Source organism: Ferrovibrio sp. MS7 (assembly GCF_038404985.1).
Lineage (GTDB): Bacteria > Pseudomonadota > Alphaproteobacteria > Ferrovibrionales > Ferrovibrionaceae > Ferrovibrio > Ferrovibrio plantarum.
The window spans coordinates 751,248-774,624 of record NZ_JBBKBA010000002.1 but is presented as its reverse complement, the minus strand read 5'-3'; the positions used below and the strand labels follow the sequence as shown (position 1 = coordinate 774,624).

Genomic DNA, 23,377 nt, shown 5'->3' with positions numbered 1-23,377 from the left:
TAATTCTTCTACAATCCGCAGCGTTTCCACTGGCCGATATCCCAGTGGAAATGCGCGCCATGGGCGGCGTCGCTGTTCGGCGTCAGCACCACGGAGAAATAGTCGCAGCTCTTGCGCGCCACTTCGCGCAGATAGGCACCGAAGGCATCGCGGCTGCGCCATTGCCGGTCGATGGAGATGCGCGTCTCGTCCATCAGGCTGAAGCCCCAGATGTCGATGGCGCGGCCATGGCCGTGTTCGGAAATGCGGCTGCCATTGCCGGTCATGCGCTTGCAGGTGAAGCCGCCGGCATGGTTCAGGCGCCTGAGTGGCTTGCCGAACGTGCCGAGCGCGAGCGGCTTCAGCACATCGCGCTCGAATTCCATCAGCCGCACCGCCATCGGGCAGGTCAGCTCCACCGGGCGGTTCAGTTCCAGCGTGGTGCGGTCGAGGCGGATGCCGTTTTCCAATGTGCAGCCGCCGCGGCCCTGCTCGGCCTGGGCGATCAACTCGAATTGCGCGCCGAGTGCCGCGAGATCGTTGAGGCAGGCCGACTGGATGGCATCGCGGTTCGGCCACAGTTTCAGGCTCGGCGGCGGCACCGGCACGGCCACGGGCTGTGGCGGCGGCGCCGGCACCGGGCGCGGGGCCTGGGCGCAGGCGGCCAGAAAGCCGAGCAGCAGCAGGGCGGCTAGACGTCGGAAACCGGCAGCCACAATACCTCCTCGATGCGTTCGGCATGACAGAACAGCAGCACCAGCCGGTCGATGCCGAGCGCGATGCCGGTGCAATCCGGCAGGCCATGGCGCAGGGCGGCGATGAAATCCGGGTCAATCGGATAATCGTAGCCATAGAGGCTGCGCTTCAGCGCCATATCGGCCTCGAAGCGGCGTTGCTGTTCCTCCGCATCGGTCAGTTCGGAAAAGGCGTTAGCCAGTTCGACGCCGCAGGCATAGAGCTCGAAGCGCTCGGCGAGATGCGGCGCACCGGGCTTCGGCCGGCTCAGGGCCGCCATGTGGATCGGGTAGTCATAGAGAATCGTCGGCGCCTTGAGGCCGAGCTGCGGTTCGATGCGCTCAAGCGCCAGGCGGAAATAGAGATCGTCCCAGCTATCGCCGTCATCGACGCGCAGGCCGATGCCGGCGCAGGCGGCGCGCATCGCAGCCGTGTCGGGCTTGAGCGGATCGGCGCCGATGCAGAGGCTGAGGTCGATGCCGGCATGCAGGCGGCAGGCCTCATGCACAGTGAGATATTGCCACGGCGCGGCGACATCGGCTTCCAGTCCCTGCCAGCGCAGTCGGCTCTCGCCGATGCTGGCCGCGATGGCGCGCAGCATCGCCTCGCAATCCTGCATCAGGCGGCGGTAATCGGCATGCGCACGATACCATTCCAGCAGGGTGAAAGCCGGGTGATGCAGGGCGGCGCGTTCGCCGTTGCGGAACACCGGGGCAAGCTGGAACAGCTTTTCCTCGCCTGCCGCCAGCAGCTTCTTCATGGCGAATTCCGGCGAGGTATGCAGATAGAGCGGTGCGCGGCTGCCATCGGGCCGCTCCAGCTCGGTGGCAAAGGCTTTCAGGTGCGGCTCCAGCCCGGGCGAGACCTGCAAAGCCGGGGTCTCGACCTCGACAAAGCGCTCAGCCGCGAAATACGCCCGGATTGCCGCCAGAATAGCCATGCGGCGCAACAGGTTGGGCCGCCTGCGGGCATAGAGCCCAGGCCGCCACCATTCCGTTCCCGTCTTGGTCATGTTTTCAGGCCGAATCGGGTTGTTTCACCGTATATGACCTGATAGTTTCCGGCCGGCTTTTACGCAAGCGGGCCTGGAATCGAGGGCCCGTTTTTTCGATTCAAAGGACGTCCCATGAAGGTCAATGCCAACCAGTTGCGCAAGGGCAACGTGGTCGAGATCAACAACAAGCTCTACGCCGTGATGACGGCGCAGAATATCCAGCCGGGCAAGGGCACCCCGGTGACCCAGCTCGACCTGCGCGATCTTGCCACCGGCCTGAAGATCAGCGAGCGCTACCGCACCACGGAATCCGTCGAGCGCGTTTTCATCGAAAACCGCGAATTCAGCTTCCTCTATGCCGAGGGCGACACGCTCACCTTCATGGATGTGGAGAATTACGAGCAGCTGCCGGTGCCGCGCGAGGTGGTGGGCGACAGCGCGGTGTATCTGCAGGACGGCATGAAGGTCGAGATCGCGCTGTATGAAGGCAAGGCGGTCAGCGTCGAGATGCCGCAGACCGTGATCCTCGATGTCGCCGAGACGGAGCCGGCGGTGAAGGGCCAGACGGCCGCTTCCTCCTACAAGCCGGCGATCCTGTCGAATGGCGTGCGCATCATGGTGCCGCCCTTCGTCGGCATCGGCACCCGCATCGTCATCAACGTCGCCGAGAATGCCTATATGGAGCGCGCCAAGGACTAAGCGCCGCAGCTTCACGCCGCAAAGCAAAAGCCCGCCATTCCGGCGGGCTTTTTTTATTCAGACGGTTTCCTTCACGCGGGCATCGAAGCATTGCCGCGCCGCTTCCATGCGGTCGCCATTCTGCATCACCCATTGCCACATGCCGCAAACCACTTCGCCCAAGCTGTGGCCGAGCGGCGTGAGACTGTATTCCACATGCGGCGGCACCACCGGGTGCACATGGCGGGCCACCAGTCCGTCGCGCTCCAACTGGCGCAGGGTCTGGGTCAGCATCTTCTGGCTCACGCCCGGCAGGCGTTCGCGCAGGCGCGAGAAACGCATCGGGCCGGCATCCAGGTTCTCGATGGTCAGCAAGGTCCAGCGGTCGGCCAGCCGGGTCAGCAGGTCGCGCACCAGTTCTTCCACGCGCGGGTCGTCGCAGCCGGCGCAGGAAACCGGCAAGTCGGTATCGGGTGTGGGGCTCAGCATCATCGGGGCTCCTAAAAAACGCATATCCAGGCTGGCACAGAGAAAACGCTGACGCGGATCACTGCAGCACAGTATCCGCGCGGTGCCTATGGAACTTTCGGGTGCCTTCTTGCCGAGTATAGCATAGGCGCCTATTTCTGCCCAAGCGCCGCCAACTGCCCCACCCCCTTGCGTGCGCAAAATCGCGGAGACTTGATGATGCCCGTCACATTCACCCTGAATGGCAAGCCCGTTCGCCTCGATGTCGATCCCGATATGCCGCTGCTTTGGGCAGTGCGCGATGAAATTGGCCTCACCGGCAGCAAGTTCGGCTGCGGCATGGCGCAATGCGGCGCCTGCACCATGCATGTGGAAGGCGAGCCGGTGCGCGCCTGTTCCACGCCGCTTTCCGCCATCGAAGGCAAGAAAATCACCACAATCGAGGGCCTGAATGGCAAGGTGGCGCAGGCGGTGCAGGCTGCCTGGGTGAAGCATGAAGTGGCGCAATGCGGCTATTGCCAGTCCGGCCAGGTGATGTCCGCAGTGGCACTGCTCAGCGGCAACAACAACCCCAGCGATGCGGATATCGACGAGGCGATGCGCGGCAATATCTGCCGCTGCGCCACCTATGTGCGGATCCGCTCCGCCATCCACGATGCCGCCAAGACCGTGAGGGCCTGAGCATGACCATGCAGCGACCGATCGATACTTCGCGCCGTTCCTTCCTCAAGGGCAGCGCTGTTGCCGCCGCCGGCCTCGTCGTCGGCTTCCACATGGCGCCGGCTGGCAAGGCCTTCGCCGCCACGGCTAAAGCGGGCGAGGGCGGCATGCTCAATGCCTTCGTGCGCATCGCGCCGGATGGCATTGTCACCGTCTATGCCAAGCATGTGGAAATGGGCCAGGGCAGCTATACCGGCCTTGCCACCATCCTGGCCGAGGAACTGGATGCCGACTGGAGCAAGGTGCGCGCCACCGGCGCGCCGGCCGATGCCAAGCTCTATGCCAACCTGGCTTTCGGCATGCAGGGCACTGGCGGCTCCACCGCGATGGCGAATTCCTGGGACCAGTTGCGCCAGGCCGGTGCCACGGCGCGCGCCATGCTGGTAGCCGCCGCCGCCGAACGCTGGAAAGTGCCGGCGGCTGAGATCACCGTCGCCAAGGGCGTGGTGTCGCATGCCGCCTCGGGCCGCAAGGCGGGTTTTGGCGAACTGGCCGTGGATGCCGCGCGCCAGACGCCGCCGGCCAGCGTGACGCTGAAGGACCCGGCGAAGTTCGCGCTGATCGGCAAGCGGGCGCCGCGCCTCGATGCTCGGGCCAAGGCCAATGGCACGGCGCAGTTCACCATCGACGTGAAGCTGCCGGGGCTGCTCACCGCCCTTGTCGCCCGTCCGCCGCAATTCGGCGGCAAGGTGAAAAGCGTCGATGCCGCCGCGACCCGCAAGGTGCCGGGTGTGGTCGACGTCGTGCAGGTGCCAAGCGGCGTTGCGGTGATCGCCAAGGGTTTCTGGGCCGCCAACAAGGGCCGCGAAGCCCTGCAGGTGGAATGGGATCTCAGTGCCGCCGAGACCCGTGGCTCGGACGAGATGCTGGCAAGCTACCGCGCGCTGGCGAAACAGCCCGGTGTCCCGGCACGGCGCGATGGCGATGCGGAAGTCGCCCTGAGTCAAGCAACGGCGGGGCAGGGGGCGCGGAAATTCGAGGCCACGTATGATTTTCCCTTCCTCGCCCATGCGCCGATGGAGCCGCTGGATTGCGTGGTACGCTTGAGCAATGACGCCTGCGAAATCTGGGCCGGCGACCAGTTCCAGACCGTGGATCAGGCCAATGCCGCCCATGTGCTGGGCTTCAAGCCGGAGCAGGTGAAGATCAACACGCTCTATGCCGGCGGCAGCTTCGGCCGCCGCGCCACCACCCAGTCGGATTACATCGTCGAGGCGGTGCAGGTGGCAAAAGCTTTCGGCGCCGGCAAGCCGCCGGTGAAGGTGCTGTGGACCCGCGAGGATGATATTCGCGGCGGCTATTACCGCCCGCTCTATCACCATGCGTTGGCGGCCGCGGTGGATGAAAAGGGTGAGATCACCGCCTGGCGTCAGCGCATCGTTGGCCAGTCGATCCTCACCGGCACGCCGTTCGAGCCGGTCATGGTGAAAAATGGCGTCGATATCACTTCGGTCGAAGGCGCGTCCACCCTGCCTTATGCCATCCCGAATCTGGCTGTCGATCTGCACACCACCAAGTCTGGCGTGCCGGTGCTGTGGTGGCGTTCGGTCGGCTCGACCCATACCGCCTTCGCCACCGAAGTCTTCCTGGATGAAATCGCCCTGGCGACCAAGCAGGACCCGGTGGCGCTGCGGCGCAAGCTGCTGGCCAAGCACCCGCGCCATCTTGGCGTGCTGAACCTGGCGGCCGAGAAGGCCGGCTGGGGCAAGCCGCTGCCGAAGGGCTGGGCGCGCGGCGTCGCCGTGCATGAAAGCTTCTCGTCCTTTGTCGCCGAAGTGGCGGAAGTGTCGGTGCAGGCCGATGGTTCCTGGCGCGTCGAGCGCGTGGTGGCGGCGGTGGATTGCGGCCAGCCGATCAACCCGGAGATCATCAAGGCCCAGGTGGAAGGCGGCATCGGCTATGGCCTGGCAGCGTTGCTCTCGGGCGCCATCACGCTGGAAAAGGGCGAAGTGCAGCAGTCGAATTTCCACGATTACGAAGTGCTGCGCATCGACCAGATGCCGAAGGTGGAGGTGCATATCGTGCCCTCCAAGGAAAAGCCGACCGGCATCGGCGAGCCTGGCCTGCCGCCGATCGGTCCGGCAGTAGCCAATGCGCTGATGGCCGCGACGGGGCAGCGTTTCCGTGCCCTGCCGCTGCCGTCGTCAATCAAGTCGGCCTAACCGAAACGGAGGCCTAACCAAAACGCAAGGCCTAACCGAAACGGAGTTGGTGGCGTCGGCGCCAGAGTAGCCAGGTGCCGACGCCGCCCATGATCGTCAGCGGCAGCATCGCCGGATAGACCCAGCCGCCCCCCAGGCCGGTGAAGCCGGCGGCGTAAAGCGGCCCCACCACCATGGTGCCGATGGCCAGCATCATGCCGTTGCCGGCGCCATAGAGGGTCTGCGCGGTGGCCGAGGCCGACGCATCGCAGCCTTCCGCCATCAGCCGCATGGCACCGAGATGGGCGGCGCCGAAGGTGGCGGCATGCAGTACCTGCAGCAACACCAGCGAGGTCATGTCGGTGAGCACGCCCTGCAGGCTCCAGCGGATCACGCCACCGGCCACGGCGCAGAGCAGCAGCCCGACGCCGCCGAGCTTGGCCGCCACGCGTTGTCCCACCGCGAACAGTATCACCTCGGCGATCACGCCTTCGGCCCAGAGGAAGCCGATCTGCGCGTCGCTAAGGCCTACGCTGCGCCAATGCAGGGTGCCGAAGGTATAGAAGGCGGCATGGCTTGCCTGTAGGCAGGCATTGGTCAGCAGGAAGATGCGGAAGCCGCCATCACGCAGCAGCCGCAAAGCCGGGGCACCGGCGCGCGGGCGGTCCAGCGGCAGGCGGATATCGGGCAGCAGATAGGCGCAGCCGACCACCGGCAGCATGCCGGCCAGGATAAGCCAGAAAATCCAGTCCTCGCTGCGGCCCTTCAGCCACAGCCCGGCGAGATAGGCGCAGACCAGGAAGCTGATGCTGCCCCACAGCCGGATGCGGCCATATTGCACGCCGTGATGCGTGGCGGTGAGCATGGCGAGGTTCTCGGTCAGCGGCGCCAGCGGCGACCAGACCAGCGCGAAGGCGATGCCCACCAGCAGCAGCGGCCAGAAGCCATCCACCAGGCCGAAGCCGATGAAGCTGATCAGGCTGGCGATGGCGCAGACCTGGATGGCGCGGCGGCGCTCGCCGCTCTTGTCCACGATATGCGCCGCCAGCGGCGCGCCGACCAGGCGCAGCCAGATGGCGGTGGCCAGCATGATCGAGATTTCCGTCGGGCTGAGGCCACGGCTTTCCAGCCACACCGCCCAGAAGGGCAGGTGCACGCCGGGAATGGCGAACAGGGCGATGAAAAACAGGCTGACGCGGAATCCGGGGGAGGAGTCGCGCAAGCGGTCAAGCGGGGCGAACATGGCGGACTGACTTTACCGCAAAGCCTCAGTCAATACAGCCGCCTCCGGCTGGGAAAGCTGGCGGATTTCGCTGGCCAGCTGCTCGGCCTGCAGCAGCCGGCGCTGCAGCACCACCAGCAGCGGCGCGCTGCCGAGTTCAGCATCGGGCAGCGGTTGCGGCGGTGGCTCGGGGATAGCCGGCGGCGGCGCCCCCAGGATATCCAGCAGGCGGTGGCGGTGCAGGCCGAGCAGGCGTTCCAGCAATTGCGGATCGACCTCGCGGCCGCGCATGCGCAGCACGATATGCAGGGCGGCCAGATGCGACATCAGGCGGTAGCTCTGGCTCAGGAAAACCCGCCGACGCGGCAGGTCGACCTGGCCGAGGCCGGGTTCGTCCGGCATGCGTTTCAGCGAGGCGGCAAAGTCGGCGATGGCATCGAACAGGTCCTTGCGCGCCAGCCGGTAGGTCTGGTCCGGCGGGTTCTGCTTCAGCGCCTGGCGGGCGTATTTGCGCAAGCCGCGCAGCAGGTTGGCGCCGCGGTCGGAGAGGCCGGCGCGCTCCCAGTTCGGCCAGAGATGGCTGAAGCCCCAGGCCAGCAGGGCGCCGATCAGGGTATCCACCAGGCGCTCGATCAGCACATTGCCGGAGCTGGGATTGATGAAATGCATCATCAGCAAAGCCATCACGGCGGCGGCCACAGCGGTGACGCGGTAGCGCACCGGGGCATAGGCGTGACTCAGGCCGATGCTCAAGGCCGCCAGCGCCAGCAGCCAGGGATCGCTCATATATTGCAGCGCCAGGGCGGCCAGCACGCAGCCGACCAGATTGCCGATCAGGCGGTCCTTCTGGCGCTGGCGCGTTGCCGAATAGCTGGCGCGCATGATCACCGCCACGGTCAGCATGATCCAGCTGCCATGGTGGAACCAGGGTTGCAGCAGCAGGCTGATGATATAGCCGGCCAGGATGGCGCTGGAAAAGCGCAGCGCGTAGCGGAAGATCGGCGAGTTGCTGCGGAAATGCCGCGCCATGGTGCGCCAGCCATAGGGCCGCGCGGGCAGGAAATCCGCCACCTGCACGGTGCTGAGCTGCAGGGCTGCCGCCGCATCGTCGCGTGCCGCCTGCTGCTGGCGGCGCACCGCCGCGATGGCATGGCCGATGCGCACGAAGGCGGCGTTGAGTTCCAGAGCGGCGCGGCCCATCTCGGTATCCGGCGCCGCCGCCTGGGCCAGCAGATCAGCCGAGCGGCTTTTCAGTTTTTCAAGATCGGCTTCCAGCGGATCGAGCGCCGGGCAGGGGGCATGGCCGGCGATTTCCTCGGCCAGGATTTCCAGCCGGTCGGCCAGCCGCAGCACGATGTCTCGCAAGGCCGGCAGCGGCGTGCCGCGTTCGCCATAGGCCTTGCGCAGCAGGGCATAGTCGATCTGGCTTGAGAGCACGGTCTCGAAACTGTCCAGCAAAGCCACCAGGCCGGCGGCGAGGCGATGCTCGGCATCATCCTCGATATGGCGCAGCAGCAGGTTGCGCGCGGCTTCGACGCGCTCCATCAGCGTCACCTGGCGCTCGATCAGCCGGTCATAGGCGCGATCCAGCGGCTCGTTGGGATCGTAGAGCGCTGCTTTCTCGCGGGTATAGTCGGCCAGGCCGCGCAAGGCGCCGACCAGGGCGATGCGCTTGTGCCGCTTGGCCAGCAGTTCCGCCACCACCACGCCGTAGATCAGATAGCCGGTGCCGCCGAGCACGAATAGCAGCGCATGATGCAGCGCGCCGCCGCGTTCATGGATTTCGGCGCCGAGCGTGAAGATCGAGGCCAGGATCATCGCCATGCAGAGCGCCAGAGCCGCCTTGCCATGCGCTGTCACCATGGCGGCGGCGAAACCGAAAACGGTGATCAACGGCGCCATCAGCCATGGATAGGGTGCCGCCAGGCCGGTGAGCAGCGTGATGACGCTGCACAGCGCCAGGGCGAGCAGGAAGCTGGCGCGCTTGTGGCTCGGCGGGCTCGGTGTATCGACGATGGAAACGCAGATGGCGCCGGTGGCCATGCCGGCGGCGGTATTGAAATCGGTGGCGAAACCGGCCACCAGTGCCACCAGCGCGACGCCGAGCGCGGCGGTGGCGCCGCTCAGGCTCTGCTGCTGCGGCAGCGCGAGGGTGGAGAAACTGATCAGGGGCCGCATGGCCCTGTTATATCAGGCGGCGTCGAGGAATTTATAGTAGAAGGCGCAGGGTTGCGGCGCGCCGCCCTGGGGCGGCAGGGAATAGGCCGGCATCACGCCGAGCAGGCTGTAGCCCAGCGCCTGATACAGCGGTTCCGCCTCGCTATGCTGGCCGGTATCGAGCACCAGCAGATGGCGGTTCAGCCGCCGGGCTTCCGTATGCAGCGCCAGCATCAGGCGGCGGGCCAGCCCCTGGCGGCGGGCGCGGCGATGCACCAGCATCTTCTTCACCTCGGCGCGGTGCGGCTGGTTCGGCGGCACATCCAGGCCCAGGCTTACCGTGCCGCTCAAATGCCCATCCGCGTCATAGCCGGCGAACAGCACCAGCTCACCGCGCTGCTGTGCCGCCAGCGCCTTGCGCCAGAAGCCCAGCGCATCGCCGTGGCTGTAGGGCAGCATGAAATTCACCATGGCGCCGCCTTCGACGCAGTCGCGCAGGATCTCCGCCAGGTCGTCGATGGCGGCTTCGGCCTCGGGCGGCGTCAGGATGCGGATCATAGGCGCTTTTCCATGAACACCAGGTCGAGCCAGCGCTCGAATTTCCAGCCGACCTCGGTAAGCCTGCCGGCCTCGCGGAAGCCCATCTGAGTATGCAGGTGCAGGCTGGCGGCATTGTCCGCCGTGATGCCGGCGATCATGGCATGCATGCCGGCGGCCTGGGCGCGGGCGAACAACGCCGGCAACAGCAGCTTGCCTAGCCCCTGGCCGCGCCGTTCGGGCGCGATGTAGATGGCGTTCTCCACCGTGTGGCGATAGGCCGGCCAGGGCCGGAAAGGGCCATAGCTGGCGAAGCCGAGCACGGCATCGCCCTCGACGGCCAGCAACACCGGCAATTGCTGTTCCTGCTTGGCCGCGAACCAGGCGCGCTGCGCTTCCAGGCTGCGCGCCGCGTAATCAAACACGGCGGTGGTGTTGACCACGGCATCGTTATAGATCGGCAGGATCGCCGCCATGTCGGTAGCAGTGGCATCGCGGAGTGTGATCATGGCCGTAGCTTTCGGATGATGACGAGATAGCGCGCCGGCTGCTTGCCGGGATTGCGGAAGCCATGCGGCTGGTCGAGCATGGTGTAGAGGCAGTCGCCGGGGCCGATATCGAAGCTTGCATCGCCGAGATGGAAGCGCAGCCGGCCCTCCTGGCCCAGGATATGCTGGTCATAACTCGCGGGATTGAGCGCCGGATACTCGATGCGGGCGCCGGGCGGCAGCATGCCCTGCACGATCTCCACTGCGGACGCCGTGCCGCCGGGCGTCACCGCGCGGCGCTCGAAGCCGGTGGCCGGGTCGCGCCAGAAGGGCTGTTCGGCCGCCGCCACGAAACGCGTGCGGCTGATATCCTCGATGCCGGCCATCAGGCTCGACAGTGTGGTTTCCAGCCCGGCGCAGAGCCGCCCGAGTAGGGCCGCCGTGGGGCTCGATTCCCGCCGCTCAACGCGCGAGATCATCGCCCGGCTGACGCTTGAGCGCTCCGCCAGCATGTCCAGCGTCAGCCCCAGTTCCTCGCGGCGGGCTTTCAGCCGGGCGGCGATGCGGGCTTCGATGTCACCAGGGTCATTCATTGGAATAAATCTACTATAATGGAATTATACTGGCAAGGGGCCATGGCAGGCCGCCAGCGTAGATGCTAGGAAACGATTCATGGATTGGATCGAAACCCTGTTGAGCTGCCCGCCGAACCGCCGCCCGCCCGGCGATGGCCGTTCCCCCTTCCAGCAGGATGCCGACCGCATCGTGTTTTCCTCGGCTTTCCGCCGGCTGCAGAACAAGACCCAGGTGCATCCGTTGCCGCATACCGATTTCGTGCGCACGCGGCTGACCCATTCGATGGAAGTGGCCTCCGTCGGCCGTTCGCTCGGCGGCCAGGTGGCTCGCAGGCTGCCCGATGATGTGCTGAAGGCGCATCCGCATCTCGCCGCCGATCTCGGCGACATCGTTGCCGCCGCCTGCCTGGCACATGACATCGGCAATCCGCCTTTCGGCCATACCGGCGAGCAGGCGATGCAGCATTGGTTCGCCGATTTCTTCGGCCGCCGCGGCGGCGACGATCTGAGCGATGCCGAACTCGAGGACTTCCTGCGCTTCGAGGGCAATGCTCAAGGCTTCCGCATTCTCACGCGGCTGCAGATGGACCGCAACGAGGGCGGCATGCGGCTGATGGATGCCACGCTCGGCGCCTTCACCAAATACCCTTGCGCCAGCGATGCGCGGCAGAAACCCGGCTATAGCGGCCGCAAGAAGCATGGCTTCATGCAGGCAGAGGCCGAACTATTCGCCGCCCTGGCCGCCAGGCTGCGGCTTGAGCCTTTCGCGGGCGTGCAGGCCTGGCGGCGCTATCCGCTGGCCTATCTGGTCGAGGCCGCCGACGACATCTGCTACAGCATCATCGACGTGGAAGACGGCGTGAAACTGGGCCGCATCGGCTTCAGCGAGGCCGAGGAACTGTTCCTGCCGATCATCGGCGCCGATCTCGGCGAACGCTACAAGCTGCGCAATGCCGATGAGAAACTCTCGACACTGCGCTCGCGCGCCATCGGCGGCCTGATCGATGCCTGCTGCGCCGCCTTCGTCGCCGCGCCGCTGGAAGCCGCCGTGGTGGATGCCACGCCGCACCGCGAGACCGTGAAGAAGCTCAAGACACTGGCTGCCGAGCGGGTCTACCGCTGGGAGCGCACCGTGACCAAGGAACTTGAAGGCATCGCGGTGATCCGCCGCCTGCTCGACCTGTTCGTCGGCGCCCTGGATGCCAAGCCCGGCCATGTCACCGCCGAGCGCCTGCTCGACCTGGTGCCGCATTACCGCAGTGCCACCACGCGCTATCAGCGCCTGCTCAGCATCACGGATTATATCTCGGGCATGACCGATCGCTATGCCATCGAGATGCAGCAGCAGTTGCGCGATATCTCGCTTTAAGCCGCATCATGCAGGATGCAGCCGAAGGTGTAGCGCTCGCCGCTCAACACTTCGCTCACGCCATGGCGCATCGTCGCGCGCATGAAGCCGCGCGCAGCCTGCACCGGACGGTCTGAAACCGCGAACACGATCATCTCGCCCTGTAGCGGTGCCAGCACGCGGCCGATGCTCTGCTGCCGGGGGCGGTTTTCCACCAGCAGGAATTCACCGCCGGTAAAGTCTTCATTGGGCCGAGACAGCATGGTGACACTCTGCAGCGGAAATACCGTATCGCCATAGAGGTCCTGGTGCAGCCGGTTATAGTCGCCGGTGCGATACTGCAGCAGCAACGGCGTCGGCCGCGTCTGCCCGGCAGCATGGCAGCGGGCAATGAATTCTGCATGGGTTGCAGGATAAGTGGCATCGCGGCCCAGCGCGCGCATCATGCGGTTGGCGATGGGGCTGAGGCCGGCATAGAGCGCGGTGCGCAGCGCAGTGATCGGTTCCGGCAGGGGGGCGGCGAAATAGGCATAAGTGCCGCGCCCGAAAGCATGGCGGGCCATGTCGATGCGGCTGCGGAACAATCTGTCCTCGCCATAGAGCGAGGCCAGCGCGCGGCAGCCCGTTGCATCCAGCATGTCCGGCAGGCGGGCGAAGCCATCGCGGAAAATCGCCGCCTCGACCTGGTTCCAGTCGATAGAAGCTGTCTTGAATGTGCCATCTGGCTTGAATGTGATCGTGTGCTGCATCGCTGCATCCTATAGACTGATTGCTGTCGGCGCTTCCCGCTTCTTGCGCCGATGTTGATGGAGGAAGGAATGCGCGCCGCCCTGCTGGCTCTGTTGTTGCTGTTGGCTGCGCCCCTGTCCGCCCAGGTGGTGCCGACCGAGAAGGGGCCGGTGCGGGTGGTGACGGTGGCACGCGGCCTGGAAATGCCCTGGGCCATCGCCTTCCTGCCCGATGGCGCGCTGCTGGTGACGGAGCGGCCCGGCCGGCTGCGCATCATCCGCGATGGCGTGCTGTCGCCGCCGCTTTCCGGCGTGCCGCGGGTCTACAATTCCGGCCAGGGCGGTTTGCTGGATGTGGCACTCGATCCCGATTTCGCCGCCAACCGCACTGTGTATTTAAGTTTCGCCGAAAGTGGCGAGGGCGGCGCCGGCACGGCTTTGGCGCGTGGCCGCCTCACCGATGGCGGCCTTGCCGATACGCAAGTGATCTTCCGCCAGATGCCGAAACTTTCCGGCGGTTTGCATTTCGGCTCGCGCATCGTATTCGATGGCCAGGGGCTGCTCTATCTCGGCTTGGGCGAACGCTACCGCCGCGACGAGGCGCAGAATCTGGGCAACCATCTCGGCAAGGTGATCCGCATTGAGCGCGATGGCCGCGTGCCGGCGGATAATCCCTTCGTCAACCGCGCCGGCGTGCTGCCGGAAATCTTCTCCTACGGCCACCGCAACATCCAGGGCTTCACGCGGCATCCCGAGACCGGTGTGCTATGGCTGCACGAACACGGCGCCCAGGGCGGCGATGAAGTGAACCTGCCGCGCGCTGGCTTGAATTACGGCTGGCCGGTGATCACCCATGGCATCGACTACAATGGAGCCAAGATCGGCGAAGGCACGCACAAGGCCGGCATGGAGCAGCCTTTGCTGCACTGGACGCCATCAATCGCGCCGGCCGGGATGGCCTTCTATGCCGGCGACAAGCTGCCCTTCTGGCGCGGCAACCTGTTCGTCGGCTCGCTGAAATTCAACACCCTGCACCGGCTTGAAATCGAGAATGGCCGCGTCGTGCGCGAGGAAACCATGCTGAAAGCGATCCGCGAGAATTACCGCGACGTGCGCTCAGGACCCGATGGCTTGCTCTATCTCGCCACGGATAATCCGGAAGGCCGCATCCTGCGCATCGAGCCGGCGAACTAGGGTCATTGTCACCCTCGCGCAGGCGAGGGTCCCATTTTTTCCGATAAAACGGGATGCCGGCTTTCGCCGGCATGACGGATAATCGCCATACAACGTCGTCATGCCCGGCCTTGAGCCGGGGATCTTCAACCGAGCAATGGCAATGTTGATGTCACGCGGCATGAGATGCCCGGGTCAAGCCCGGGCATGACGCCGGTGTGTTGAGGGCGTGGTGTGTGTTGAGGGCGCCGCCGCTTACCCCGCGCGCTTCACGCTCACATCCAGTTGCGGCTTGGCGGCGATGGTCTGGAACACCACGCAATAGCGTTCGGTCAGCTTGATGAGCTGCGCCACCTGTTCTTCCGTGGCATCGGTGTCGATCTCGAAGCGCAGCCGGATGGCGGCAAAGCCGACCGGGGCATCCTTGGCGACGCCGAGTGTGCCGCGAAAATCGAGATCGCCCTCGGCCACCACCTTGGCATCCTTCAAATTCACGCCGATGGCGGTGGAGACGGCCTTGAGCGTCACGCCGGCACAGGCCACCAGGGCTTCCAGCAGCATGTCGCCGGAGCAGAGTTCCATGCCGCTGCCGCCGGTGGCGGGATGAAGGCCGGCCACGGCCACGGCGCGGGCGGTATCGACGCGGCAGGCAATCGCCTGGTCATCGACATGGCCTTCCGCCTTCAGGGTGATGAAGGCGGCTTGCGGCGCGTCGCGGTATTGCTGCTTTAGCGGCGCCTGCATGGCGCGGAGCGTCTCCGCATCGATGATGGGGGCGGCCATAATGTTTCCTCACTGCTTGCTTGAAGTTTGGGGCGGTACTTGATCAGATCGCGAGCGCGGGTGCCAGTTCCTCGCCGCTTGGCCGGGGCTTCAGCGAGCGGTCCAGCGCTTGGCGCAGCCGCCGCTTGATGGCCTCGAAATCGGCGCCATCGCGGTCGCGCGGGCGGGTCAACGCCATGTCGATCACCGCGTCGATGCGGCCCGGCTTCGGGCTCAGCACCACCACGCGGTCGGCCAGCACCAGGGCTTCCTCGATATCATGCGTCACCAGCACCATGGTCGGGCGGTCGTAATGCCACAGATCCACCAGATGGTCCTGCAAACTGGCGCGCGTCATGGCGTCCAGCGCCGAAAAGGGTTCGTCCAGCAGCAGCACGCGCGGCCGGGCCACCAGGGCGCGGGCAATCGCCACGCGCTGCGCCATGCCGCCGGAAAGCTCGCGCGGCCACTTATCGGCCGCACCCTGCAGGCCGACGCGGACCAAAGCCTGCTCAACGCGCTGCTTGCGTTCGGCCTCGGGCAGGTCGGCGATACCGAAGGCGATATTGTCGGCCACTTTCAGCCAGGGCAGCAGGCGCGGCTCCTGAAAGATCAGGCCGATCAGCGGATGCGGTGCCGTCACCTTGTCGCCGTCGATGCGCACTTCGCCGGACGAAGCCGGATCGAGGCCGGCAATGGCGCGCAGCAGGGTGCTCTTGCCCGAGCCGGAGCCGCCGACCACGGCGAGGATTTCGCCCTGCTCGACTTCCAGGCTCACATTGTCGAGCGCGCGCTCGCCATTGGGATAGATTTTCGTGACGTTGCGCAGGCTCAGCATCAGCGGCCCCCCGCATAGGCATCCTGCCAGCGCAGCAGCGGCTTGGTCAGCGCCACCAGCAGCGCATCCGCCGCCTTGCCGAGGATGGCGAAGGCAAGAATCGCGGCAACGATCTGGTCCGGCTTGCCAAGCTGCTGGCCATCCACCAGCAGATAGCCCAAGCCCTCCGACGCGCCCATGAATTCCGCCGCCACCACGAACATCCAGCCAAGCCCGAGGCCGGAGCGCAGCGCGATGACGTAGGCGGGCAGGATCGAGGGCAGCAGGATGCGGCGCACCAGGGCGAAGCCGGAGAGGCGGAAGATGCGGCCGACCTCGACGATCTTGCGATCGGCGGAAAGAATGCCGCCGAGCACGCCGAGATAGACCGGGAAGAACACGCCGACCGCGATCAGCGCGATTTTGGAGGCCTCGAAAATGCCGAGCCAGAGGATGAACAAAGGCACCCAGGCAATCGAGGGGATCGAGCGCAGGCCCTGCAGGCTGGGATCGAGCAGGCGGCGGGCCAGCCCGGAATAGCCGGCCAGCGCGCCGATCACGGTGCCGGCCAGGGTGCCGAGGCCGAAGCCGGCGCCGACGCGGGCGAGCGTCGCCAGCACATGGCCCCACAGCGTGCCGCTTTCGGCCAGCGCAACGAATGTAGCAATGACGCGGCTCGGCGGCGGCAGCAGGCGGCCTTGCGACAGGCCGAGCGAAACGGCGGCTTCCCAACCCAGCGCCAGCCCAAGCGGCAGCACCAGGCCGATCAGCCAGCCCCAGCCCAAACGCAAGCGGCGCCGGGGCGCCGCCTTGGCTGGCGAAACGGCGGCACCTTCCGGCGCCGCCGCGATTTCCGCTTCCGCTGCCGCCATTGACTTAGCGCGAAGCCACGGAGTAGCTGCCGTCGATCAGCGCATCCACCACGGCCTTCACATTCACCTTGGCTTCGATCACGCCGGCCTGCTGCAGGGCGATGCCGGCATCCAGGATGGTCTTCTTCTGCTTGTCGCCGATCTTGCTTTCAGACAAGTCGGTGCGCTCAAGCTGGCGTGCGATCACCGGCTCCGGCAGCTTGGCTGCGGCGAGCAGCGAAGCCTTCAAGGTCGCCGGCTCCTTGAGGCTCAGCTCGCGCGCCTTCTCGTAGGTCGCCAACACCCGCTTCACCAAAGCCGGATTCTTGGCGGCGAAATCCTCGCGCACATTCAGCACGCCCCAGCTATTCAGTTCCGGGCGGCGATAGAACAGGGTCGCGCCTTCATCCACTTCGGCGGCGGCCATCAGCGGATCGAGGCCGGCCCAGGCATCCACGTCGCCGCGCTGCAAGGCCAGGCGGCCATCGGGGTGCTGCAACAGCACGATCTTCACATCCTTTTCGGTCAGGCCGGCACCGGCCAGCGCCTGGATCAGGAAGATATGCGGATCTGTGCCGCGGGTGACGGCGATGCGCTTGCCCTTGAGGTCGGCGGGCTTGGTGATGGGGCTGCCCTTCGGCGCCACCAGGGCGGTCCATTCGGGCCGCGAATAGACATAGACCGAGCGGATCGGGTTGCCGTTGATCTTGCCGATCAGCGCGGCGGCGCCCGCCGTCGAGCCGAAATCAAGGCTGTCGGCGTTGAGGAATTCCAGCGCCTTGTTCGAGCCCAGCGACTGCACCCAGCGGATGTTGATGCCATCGGCCTTGAATTCCTGCTCCAGCAGGCCCTTGTCCTTCAGCACCAGGCCGACCGGATTGTAGGTCGCCCAGTCGATGCGGATTTCCTTCACCTGCGCCAGGCTTGGCGTGGCGGCGGCGGCAAGGCCGAGCAGGGCGGCGGCGCCCAGCAGCAGTCGGCGAGACAGCTTAATCATCTTTACTCTCCCCAGAGGTCTGAACCGCTCGATTATCCGGCGGCGGTCGTACCTTACGGGGAATGCACATATCACAATGAATGAATAAAACTAAATACAAAATTTAATGTAAATAATTTCTCCTTATCCCGTGCCGTCACCCTCGCGCCTCACACCTGTCACCCTCGCGCCAGCCCTTCGGGCCTGTGCGCTCACGAACGCCGTGAGGCGTTCGCGCGCTTACAGAGGGTCTCATTGGGTTTTGACCGGAAATACAAGTTAAATGGGATGCCCGCTTGCGCGGGCATGACGGCTTACTGCTATCCTGCAGCATGTTCAGCATCCTGGAAGTCGCCATCCTGTCGATGATCCTGTCCGGTAAGGCGGAGCCGTTTTTCTGCCGGTTGCGGGAAGAGGGCGGCACGGTCTGCACCAATGGCCTCGGCGCTGCATTGATTGCTGACGACACGCTGCGCTTCACTAACTTTGCCGAAGTGGGCAAGGACGCGGAGGGCAATTACCGTTTTTCCAATGGGATAACCGCATGGCGTAGTTCCGCCGGCGGCATCCGCTTTTCCACCGGCATCTCGGTGCGACGGCGCTCCTACAACACCTTCGATGCCACCAATGGCCTGGTCTGCCATCTCGGCTCCCAGGATATCGCCGTCTGCGAGAAGCAATAGGCTGGCGCAGACCGACCATCGGGTCATTCAGCGCAGCATTTACCTGGCTTCGTCTGGGCATGACGCGAGGGGGATCGGGATGGTTAGCCGCCCAATTTTTCTGGAACAATTATCGAACATTGTGCTATGCTTCAAACCCGGTCAGCCGCAGCGGCATGAGCTGTGACAAAAACCTGCGAATGTCCGGGAACAAGGCGGAAGCTTTGGGAGGGTAAATTGAAGCAGGCGACAAGCGACAATGCGGGCGCGGGCGATACTGTGGGCGTGGGCCAGCAAATGATGCTGGCTTTTCAAATAAGAGCATGATGGGAAAATATGCTGAGGGTTTATTCTGGAAAACCGGCAAAACCGCCTGTTTTGGCTCAGGCAGAATAAGGTGAAATAAGCCGGAATAAGGAGAAATAAGGAAAAATAAGAACGAATAAGGAGAAATAAGCCGGGATAAGCGCGATCACGCGCCAGCCGAACGCCGGGCACTGCCAAATACTGGGAGCCCCCAAATACTAGGAGCCCCCAAATACTATGAGATTGGGGGCCATCGCCCTAGATTGCGGCCACCAGAAAACGACCTTCCGGAGAGGATTCCATGTCCCTGCCCGCCAGCTATCGCCGTGTCGTGCTTGCCGCCCGTCCGCCCGCCGAGGTGAGCGGCAATGACTTCCGGCTCGAGACCGTGCCGATGCCGCAGCCAAAGCATCGCGAAATCCTGGTGCGCGCGATCTATCTCTCGCTCGATCCCTATATGCGCGGCCGCATGAAGGATGTGCCGTCCTATGCCCCGCCGGTCGCCATCGGCGGTGTGATGGCCGGCGGCATCGTCGGCGAGGTGGTGGCCTCCGAGCATCCCGATTTCAAGCCGGGCGAGATCGTGGAAGGCAGCCTCGGCTGGCAGGAATACGCCATCGCCCAGGCCGGTGAGCTGCGCAAGATCGACACCAGCCTCGGCCCGATCTCGTGGTCGAACTCGATCCTTGGCATGCCGGGCATGACCGCCTATTTCGGCCTGTTCGATGTCGCAGGCGTAAAGGCCGGCGAGACCGTGGTGGTCTCAGCTGCCTCCGGCGCCGTCGGCCAGGCAGTGGGCCAGCTCGCCAAGATCGCCGGCTGCCGCGTTGTCGGCATTGCCGGTGGTGCGAAGAAATGTGAGTTCGTGAAGAGTCTCGGCTTCGATGCCTGCGTCGATTACAAGGGCGCCGACCTTGACGCGGCCTTGAAGGCGGCGGCGCCCGGCGGCGTCGATGTCTATTTCGACAATGTCGGCGGCGCGGTCGCCGATGCGGTGTTCAAGCAGATGAATTTCTTCGGCCGCATCGCGCTCTGCGGTTCGGTATCGCAGACCAGCCTGGCGCAGCCGGAAATGGGCCCGCGCCTGCTCGGCCTGTTCGTCGGCCGCCGTGTCACCATGCGCGGCTTCATCGTGTTCGATTATGTCTCGCGCTACCATATCGCCCTGCCGCGCATGGCGGCCTGGCTGAAATCCGGCCAGATCAAGTATCGCGAGGATATCGTCGATGGCATCGAGAATGCCGCAAACGCCTTCGCCGGCATGCTGCGCGGCGACAATTTCGGCAAGATGCAGGTTCGTATCGGCCCGGAACCCAAGTAAGTGGCTGCTCCGCTTCTTATCCTGCGTGATGTGCAGTTGAGTTTCGGCGGCCCGGCCTTGCTGTCGGGCGCCGAATTTTCCGTGCTGCCGAATGATCGCCTCTGCCTGGTCGGACGCAACGGCTCGGGCAAGTCGACGCTGCTGAAGATCGCCGCCGGCATCGTGCAGCCGGACAAAGGCGAGCGTGCCCTGCAGCAGGGCGTGACCCTGCGCTACCTGCCGCAGGAGCCTGATTTCCGTGGCTTCAATACGGTACTCGCCTATGTCGAGGCTGGCCTTGCACCGGGCGACGACGCGCATCGCGCCCGCACCCTGCTGAGTCATCTCGGCCTGAGCGGCGAGGAAGACCCAGCAAGGCTTTCCGGCGGCGAGGCACGGCGCGCGGCCCTGGCCCGCACGCTCGCGCCCAGCCCGGATATCCTGCTGCTGGATGAGCCGACCAACCATCTTGATCTCCCGGCCATCGAATGGCTCGAGCGCGAACTTGCGGGCATGAATTCCGCCCTGGTGCTGATCAGCCATGACCGGCGTTTCTTGAGCAACCTGACGCGGCGCACGCTGTGGCTGGATCGCGGCGAGACCCGCGCGTTGGACCAGGGCTTCGCCGCTTTCGAGGCCTGGCGCGACACCTGGCTGGAGCAGGAGGAGCTTGAACGCCACAAGCTCGACCGCAAGATCGCTGCCGAACTCGACTGGCTGCGCTATGGCGTCACCGCCCGGCGCAAGCGCAACATGGGCCGCCTGCGTGGCTTGCAGGATTTGCGCAAAGAGCGCCGCGATCAGCGGAAAGTTGCCGGCGCGGTCAACTTCACCGTCACCGAGGCCGAGCTTTCGGCCAAGCTGGTGGTGGATGCGGAAACTATCTCAAAGAGCTATGGCGACAATGTGGTGATCCGCGATGTCAGCGTCCGCGTGCGGCGCGGCGACCGGCTCGGCATTGTCGGGCCGAATGGCGCCGGCAAGACCACGCTGATCAACCTGCTCACCGGCGCCATGCCGCCGGACCAGGGCAAGATCAAGCTCGGCGCCAATCTGCAGATGGTGACGCTGGATCAGAAGCGCGAGGCGCTGGATCCGAATATGACGCTGGCCGACACGCTGACCGGCGGGCGCGGCGATCAGGTGCGGGTCGGCGACAGCTTGCGCCATGTCATCGGCTACATGAAGGATTTCCTCTTTGGCCCGGAACAGGCGCGCACCCCGGTGGGTGTGCTCTCAGGCGGCGAACGCGGCCGGCTGATGCTGGCGCGTGCGCTGGCTTTGCCCTCCAACCTGCTGGTGCTGGACGAGCCGACCAACGATCTCGACCTCGAGACCCTGGATTTGCTGCAAGAGATGATCGGCGAGTATCCCGGCACGGTGCTGCTGGTCAGCCATGACCGCGATTTCCTCGACCGCACCTGCACCGCCGTGCTGGGCTTCGAGGGCGAGGGCCGCTGGCAGCTCTATCCTGGCGGCTATTCCGACATGGCGACGCAGCGCGGCCAGGGCGTCACCGCCAAGCGCGCGGCAGCGGAGAAGGCTGAGAAGCCTGAGAAGCCTGAGAAGCCTGAGAAGGCGCCGGCAGCACAGCAGAGCGAACGCAAGCGCAAGCTCAGCTTCAAGGAGAAGCATGCGCTCGAAACCCTGCCCAAGCGCATGGAGCAGTTGCAGGCCGAGATCGTCGCAGCGCAGGCCAAGCTCGCCGACCCGAAGCTGTTCAGCCGCGATGCCGCTGCCTTCGCCAAGGCTGCCGCTGCGCTTGATGCAGCCCAGGCCGGGCTCGCCGAGGCCGAGGAGGAATGGCTGCGGCTCGAAATGCTGCGCGAGGAGTTGGAGGCTTGAGGGAGATCGCCGGGTCAAGCCCGGCGATGACGACCTATATTAGTATCTCGTCATGCGCGGACTTGATCCGCGCATCTCATGCCGCCTCTATCCCCGATGCCGGGGATCAAGCGCGTCGCGCAGGCCATCGCCGAGCAGGTTGAAGGACAGCACCACAACGAAGATCGAGATGCCGGGCCACACCGCCATCCACGGCGCCTGGCTCAAGAAATCCTTCGCCGAGTTAAGCATGCTGCCCCAGCTTGGGGAGGGCGGCTGCTGTCCCAGCCCGAGGAAAGACAGGCTGGCTTCGGCGATGATGGCGGACGCGATGGTCAGTGTCGCCTGCACCATCAGCGCCGGCACGATATTCGGCAGCACATGGCGGAAGGCGATGCGGGCCGGCGGATTGCCCACGGCACGCGCCGCCTCGATATAGTCTTCCACCATCACGGCCTGCACCTGGGCGCGGGTCAGGCGCACGAAGATCGGTGTTGCCGAGAGGCCAATGGCGATCATGGCGTTGGTCAGGCTGGGGCCGAGGAAGGCGGCCAGCGCGATGGCCAGGATCAGGAACGGCACCGCCAGCATGGCATCGATGATGCGCATGATGATGCCGTCCAATAGCCCGCCAGCATAGCCGGACAATAGCCCGATGGGGATGCCGAGCAGCAGCGCCAGCGCCACCGAGATGACACCGGCCAGCAGCGAGGCACGCGCGCCATGGATCACGCGGCTCAGCACGTCGCGGCCCAATTCATCGCCGCCGAAGGGATGCGCCCAACTTGGTGCGCCGCGCAAGGCGCTCCAGTCGGCGGCAATCGGATCATAGGGCGCGACGAAATCGGCGAAGGCGGCAATGATGACGAACAGGCAGACCACCACCAGGCCGACCACGGCGCCCTTGCGCCGCAGCAGGCGGCGGAAGGCACGCCGCGTCGGGCTTTCCTCGCGGACTTTTTGTATCGGGACAGTTGCCGCGCTCATGACCGCAGCCTCGGATTGACCAGGAAGTAGGCGATATCGGCCAGCAGGTTCAGCAGGATATAGGCCGTCGCGGTGCAGAGCACGACGCCCTGAACCACCGCATAGTCGCGGTTGAACACCGCATCCACGATCAGCTTGCCGAAGCCGGGGATGGAGAAAATCTGCTCGGTGAGCACGGCACCGGACAGCAACTGCCCGAATTCCAGCGCGCCCAGCGTGATCACCGGCACGGCGGCATTGCGCAATGCGTGCTTGAAAATCACCATGCGCTCATAGAGGCCCTTGGCCCGCGCGGTGCGGATATAGTCGCTGCTCAGCACCTGCAGCATGGCACTGCGGGTGTGGCGCATCATCACCGCCGCGATGCCGGTGCCGAGCACGAAGGCCGGCATGATCATGGCTTGCAAGTTACCGAGCAAATCCTCGCCGGGCTCGACATAGCCGGATGCCGGCAGCCAGCCGAGTTCGACCGAGAACAGCAGGATCATCATGATGCCGAGCCAGAAATTCGGCGTCGAGAGGCCCCAGAGGCCGACCACGTTGGCAACGTAGTCGGCCCAGCGGCCGTTATAGAGCGCCGAGATGATCCCGGCGGGAATGCCGATGCTGAGCGCCACCAGCATCGCCAGCACGGCGAGTTCGATGGTGACGGGCAGTTTCTCCACCAGCAACTGCGAGACCGGCAACTGGATGCGGATCGATTCGCCGAAATCGCCCTGCAGCACGCCGCTGATCCACAGCCAGTAGCGCACCGGAATCGGCTTGTTCAGATTGTACTTCTCGCGGATCTGCTCGATGGTCTCGGGGTCGCGCTCCTCGCCGGCCATGGCAATGGCGGGATCGCCGGGCAGCAATTGCTGCAGCCCGAAAATGATGATCGACACGAACAGCAGTGTCGGCAGCAGGATGGCGATACGGCGGACCAGGAAACGCAGCATGTGAAACCGGC

23 protein-coding genes are annotated in these 23,377 nt (G+C 65.3%); 8 read left to right on the top strand and 15 right to left on the bottom strand.

The features are described 5' to 3' along the window. Nucleotides 1–8: 8 nt before the first annotated feature. Nucleotides 9–695 carry an extensin-like domain-containing protein gene (locus tag V6B08_RS16895; RefSeq protein ID WP_341983006.1) on the bottom strand — a complete coding sequence of 229 codons (687 nt, stop codon included), beginning with the start codon at nt 693–695 and terminating at the stop codon, nt 9–11. Further along, entirely contained in the window at nt 671–1,726 is a 1,056-nt protein-coding gene (gene epmA, locus V6B08_RS16890) for an EF-P lysine aminoacylase EpmA (RefSeq protein ID WP_341983004.1), read from the bottom strand. The genes V6B08_RS16895 and epmA overlap by 25 nt, the downstream gene beginning before the upstream one ends. A gap of 114 nt (nt 1,727–1,840) precedes the next feature. Between epmA and efp the strand changes: the two genes are divergently transcribed. Then, nucleotides 1,841–2,407 carry an elongation factor P gene (gene efp / locus V6B08_RS16885; protein ID WP_341983002.1) on the top strand — a complete coding sequence of 189 codons (567 nt, stop codon included), beginning with the start codon at nt 1,841–1,843 and terminating at the stop codon, nt 2,405–2,407. Between the two features lie 57 nt (nt 2,408–2,464). Here efp and V6B08_RS16880 read toward each other — a convergent pair whose 3' ends face one another. After that, on the bottom strand, nt 2,465–2,878 hold the full coding sequence (locus tag V6B08_RS16880) for a winged helix-turn-helix transcriptional regulator (protein WP_341983000.1): 414 nt from the start codon (nt 2,876–2,878) through the stop codon (nt 2,465–2,467). A gap of 192 nt (nt 2,879–3,070) precedes the next feature. Here V6B08_RS16880 and V6B08_RS16875 point away from each other — a divergent pair, with 192 nt between their 5' ends. Together V6B08_RS16875 and V6B08_RS16870 are read left to right on the top strand one after the other, a co-directional pair. After that, entirely contained in the window at nt 3,071–3,535 is a 465-nt protein-coding gene (locus tag V6B08_RS16875) for a (2Fe-2S)-binding protein (protein WP_341982999.1), read from the top strand. A gap of 2 nt (nt 3,536–3,537) precedes the next feature. Then, entirely contained in the window at nt 3,538–5,736 is a 2,199-nt protein-coding gene (locus tag V6B08_RS16870) for a xanthine dehydrogenase family protein molybdopterin-binding subunit (RefSeq protein ID WP_341982998.1), read from the top strand. 31 nt (nt 5,737–5,767) lie between these two features. On the opposite strand, the gene V6B08_RS16865 is transcribed toward V6B08_RS16870, so the two are convergent. Genes V6B08_RS16865 through V6B08_RS16845 form a run of 5 tightly spaced genes read right to left on the bottom strand, consistent with a single transcriptional unit; the run spans nt 5,768 to nt 10,712 of the window. Beyond that, nucleotides 5,768–6,958, bottom strand: coding sequence for an MFS transporter (locus V6B08_RS16865; protein ID WP_341982996.1), 1,191 nt, complete (start codon nt 6,956–6,958; stop codon nt 5,768–5,770). 12 nt (nt 6,959–6,970) lie between these two features. Beyond that, a complete protein-coding gene (locus tag V6B08_RS16860) occupies nt 6,971–9,115 on the bottom strand; it encodes an FUSC family membrane protein (RefSeq protein WP_341982994.1) in 2,145 nt (714 codons plus the stop codon). Between the two features lie 12 nt (nt 9,116–9,127). Continuing rightward, entirely contained in the window at nt 9,128–9,652 is a 525-nt protein-coding gene (locus V6B08_RS16855) for a GNAT family N-acetyltransferase (protein WP_341982992.1), read from the bottom strand. Then, on the bottom strand, nt 9,649–10,140 hold the full coding sequence (locus V6B08_RS16850) for a GNAT family N-acetyltransferase (RefSeq protein ID WP_341982990.1): 492 nt from the start codon (nt 10,138–10,140) through the stop codon (nt 9,649–9,651). The genes V6B08_RS16855 and V6B08_RS16850 overlap by 4 nt, the downstream gene beginning before the upstream one ends. Further along, on the bottom strand, nt 10,137–10,712 hold the full coding sequence (locus V6B08_RS16845) for a helix-turn-helix domain-containing protein (RefSeq protein WP_341982988.1): 576 nt from the start codon (nt 10,710–10,712) through the stop codon (nt 10,137–10,139). Before V6B08_RS16845 ends, V6B08_RS16850 begins: the two co-directional genes overlap by 4 nt. A gap of 79 nt (nt 10,713–10,791) precedes the next feature. Here V6B08_RS16845 and dgt point away from each other — a divergent pair, with 79 nt between their 5' ends. Continuing rightward, the gene (gene dgt / locus V6B08_RS16840) at nt 10,792–12,063 is read left to right on the top strand and encodes a dGTP triphosphohydrolase (RefSeq protein WP_341982986.1); all 1,272 of its coding nucleotides are present in this window, start codon (nt 10,792–10,794) and stop codon (nt 12,061–12,063) included. Here dgt and V6B08_RS16835 read toward each other — a convergent pair. Beyond that, complete coding sequence (locus tag V6B08_RS16835; protein ID WP_341982984.1) at nt 12,060–12,791, bottom strand: 2OG-Fe(II) oxygenase; 732 nt, start codon at nt 12,789–12,791, stop codon at nt 12,060–12,062. The genes dgt and V6B08_RS16835 overlap by 4 nt on opposite strands. Nucleotides 12,792–12,860: 69 nt before the next feature. Here V6B08_RS16835 and V6B08_RS16830 point away from each other — a divergent pair, with 69 nt between their 5' ends. After that, complete coding sequence (locus V6B08_RS16830; protein WP_341982982.1) at nt 12,861–13,964, top strand: PQQ-dependent sugar dehydrogenase; 1,104 nt, start codon at nt 12,861–12,863, stop codon at nt 13,962–13,964. 234 nt (nt 13,965–14,198) lie between these two features. On the opposite strand, the gene V6B08_RS16825 is transcribed toward V6B08_RS16830, so the two are convergent. Genes V6B08_RS16825 through V6B08_RS16810 form a run of 4 tightly spaced genes read right to left on the bottom strand, consistent with a single transcriptional unit; the run spans nt 14,199 to nt 17,370 of the window. Beyond that, nucleotides 14,199–14,726: an OsmC family protein gene (locus V6B08_RS16825; RefSeq protein WP_341982980.1), complete on the bottom strand. Its 528-nt coding sequence runs from the start codon at nt 14,724–14,726 to the stop codon at nt 14,199–14,201. Nucleotides 14,727–14,769: 43 nt separating this feature from the next. Beyond that, nucleotides 14,770–15,543 carry an ABC transporter ATP-binding protein gene (locus V6B08_RS16820; RefSeq protein ID WP_341982978.1) on the bottom strand — a complete coding sequence of 258 codons (774 nt, stop codon included), beginning with the start codon at nt 15,541–15,543 and terminating at the stop codon, nt 14,770–14,772. After that, nucleotides 15,543–16,394 (bottom strand): ABC transporter permease, encoded by an 852-nt coding sequence (locus V6B08_RS16815; protein ID WP_341982977.1) that lies wholly within the window; start codon nt 16,392–16,394, stop codon nt 15,543–15,545. The genes V6B08_RS16820 and V6B08_RS16815 overlap by 1 nt, the downstream gene beginning before the upstream one ends. Before the next feature lie 4 nt (nt 16,395–16,398). Beyond that, the gene (locus V6B08_RS16810) at nt 16,399–17,370 is read right to left on the bottom strand and encodes an aliphatic sulfonate ABC transporter substrate-binding protein (RefSeq protein WP_341982976.1); all 972 of its coding nucleotides are present in this window, start codon (nt 17,368–17,370) and stop codon (nt 16,399–16,401) included. 311 nt (nt 17,371–17,681) lie between these two features. Here V6B08_RS16810 and V6B08_RS16805 point away from each other — a divergent pair, with 311 nt between their 5' ends. From V6B08_RS16805 to V6B08_RS16795, 3 genes are all read left to right on the top strand, one after another. Next, nucleotides 17,682–18,032 (top strand): hypothetical protein, encoded by a 351-nt coding sequence (locus V6B08_RS16805; protein ID WP_341982975.1) that lies wholly within the window; start codon nt 17,682–17,684, stop codon nt 18,030–18,032. Between the two features lie 586 nt (nt 18,033–18,618). Next, a complete protein-coding gene (locus tag V6B08_RS16800) occupies nt 18,619–19,638 on the top strand; it encodes an NADP-dependent oxidoreductase (RefSeq protein ID WP_341982974.1) in 1,020 nt (339 codons plus the stop codon). Then, nucleotides 19,639–21,462, top strand: coding sequence for an ABC-F family ATP-binding cassette domain-containing protein (locus V6B08_RS16795; protein WP_341982973.1), 1,824 nt, complete (start codon nt 19,639–19,641; stop codon nt 21,460–21,462). Between the two features lie 87 nt (nt 21,463–21,549). Here the strand turns inward: V6B08_RS16795 and V6B08_RS16790 are convergent, their stop codons facing one another. Further along, nucleotides 21,550–22,428 carry an ABC transporter permease gene (locus V6B08_RS16790; RefSeq protein WP_341982971.1) on the bottom strand — a complete coding sequence of 293 codons (879 nt, stop codon included), beginning with the start codon at nt 22,426–22,428 and terminating at the stop codon, nt 21,550–21,552. Further along, nucleotides 22,425–23,366, bottom strand: a complete 942-nt coding sequence (locus V6B08_RS16785; RefSeq protein WP_341982969.1) for an ABC transporter permease — start codon at nt 23,364–23,366, stop codon at nt 22,425–22,427. Before V6B08_RS16785 ends, V6B08_RS16790 begins: the two co-directional genes overlap by 4 nt. Between the last annotated feature and the right edge of the window lie 11 nt (nt 23,367–23,377).

Excerpts from the sequence above, each read along its gene's own strand:
- epmA (WP_341983004.1), bottom strand. The coding sequence starts at position 1,726 with ATGACCAAGACGGGAACGGAATGGTGGCGGCCTGGGCTCTATGCCCGC.
- efp (WP_341983002.1), top strand. The coding sequence starts at position 1,841 with ATGAAGGTCAATGCCAACCAGTTGCGCAAGGGCAACGTGGTCGAGATC.
- V6B08_RS16880 (WP_341983000.1), bottom strand. The coding sequence starts at position 2,878 with ATGATGCTGAGCCCCACACCCGATACCGACTTGCCGGTTTCCTGCGCC.
- V6B08_RS16875 (WP_341982999.1), top strand. The coding sequence starts at position 3,071 with ATGATGCCCGTCACATTCACCCTGAATGGCAAGCCCGTTCGCCTCGAT.
- V6B08_RS16870 (WP_341982998.1), top strand. The coding sequence starts at position 3,538 with ATGACCATGCAGCGACCGATCGATACTTCGCGCCGTTCCTTCCTCAAG.
- V6B08_RS16865 (WP_341982996.1), bottom strand. The coding sequence starts at position 6,958 with ATGTTCGCCCCGCTTGACCGCTTGCGCGACTCCTCCCCCGGATTCCGC.
- V6B08_RS16860 (WP_341982994.1), bottom strand. The coding sequence starts at position 9,115 with ATGCGGCCCCTGATCAGTTTCTCCACCCTCGCGCTGCCGCAGCAGCAG.
- V6B08_RS16855 (WP_341982992.1), bottom strand. The coding sequence starts at position 9,652 with ATGATCCGCATCCTGACGCCGCCCGAGGCCGAAGCCGCCATCGACGAC.
- V6B08_RS16850 (WP_341982990.1), bottom strand. The coding sequence starts at position 10,140 with ATGATCACACTCCGCGATGCCACTGCTACCGACATGGCGGCGATCCTG.
- V6B08_RS16845 (WP_341982988.1), bottom strand. The coding sequence starts at position 10,712 with ATGAATGACCCTGGTGACATCGAAGCCCGCATCGCCGCCCGGCTGAAA.
- dgt (WP_341982986.1), top strand. The coding sequence starts at position 10,792 with ATGGATTGGATCGAAACCCTGTTGAGCTGCCCGCCGAACCGCCGCCCG.
- V6B08_RS16835 (WP_341982984.1), bottom strand. The coding sequence starts at position 12,791 with ATGCAGCACACGATCACATTCAAGCCAGATGGCACATTCAAGACAGCT.
- V6B08_RS16830 (WP_341982982.1), top strand. The coding sequence starts at position 12,861 with ATGCGCGCCGCCCTGCTGGCTCTGTTGTTGCTGTTGGCTGCGCCCCTG.
- V6B08_RS16825 (WP_341982980.1), bottom strand. The coding sequence starts at position 14,726 with ATGGCCGCCCCCATCATCGATGCGGAGACGCTCCGCGCCATGCAGGCG.
- V6B08_RS16820 (WP_341982978.1), bottom strand. The coding sequence starts at position 15,543 with ATGCTGAGCCTGCGCAACGTCACGAAAATCTATCCCAATGGCGAGCGC.
- V6B08_RS16815 (WP_341982977.1), bottom strand. The coding sequence starts at position 16,394 with ATGGCGGCAGCGGAAGCGGAAATCGCGGCGGCGCCGGAAGGTGCCGCC.
- V6B08_RS16810 (WP_341982976.1), bottom strand. The coding sequence starts at position 17,370 with ATGATTAAGCTGTCTCGCCGACTGCTGCTGGGCGCCGCCGCCCTGCTC.
- V6B08_RS16805 (WP_341982975.1), top strand. The coding sequence starts at position 17,682 with ATGTTCAGCATCCTGGAAGTCGCCATCCTGTCGATGATCCTGTCCGGT.
- V6B08_RS16800 (WP_341982974.1), top strand. The coding sequence starts at position 18,619 with ATGTCCCTGCCCGCCAGCTATCGCCGTGTCGTGCTTGCCGCCCGTCCG.
- V6B08_RS16790 (WP_341982971.1), bottom strand. The coding sequence starts at position 22,428 with ATGAGCGCGGCAACTGTCCCGATACAAAAAGTCCGCGAGGAAAGCCCG.
- V6B08_RS16785 (WP_341982969.1), bottom strand. The coding sequence starts at position 23,366 with ATGCTGCGTTTCCTGGTCCGCCGTATCGCCATCCTGCTGCCGACACTG.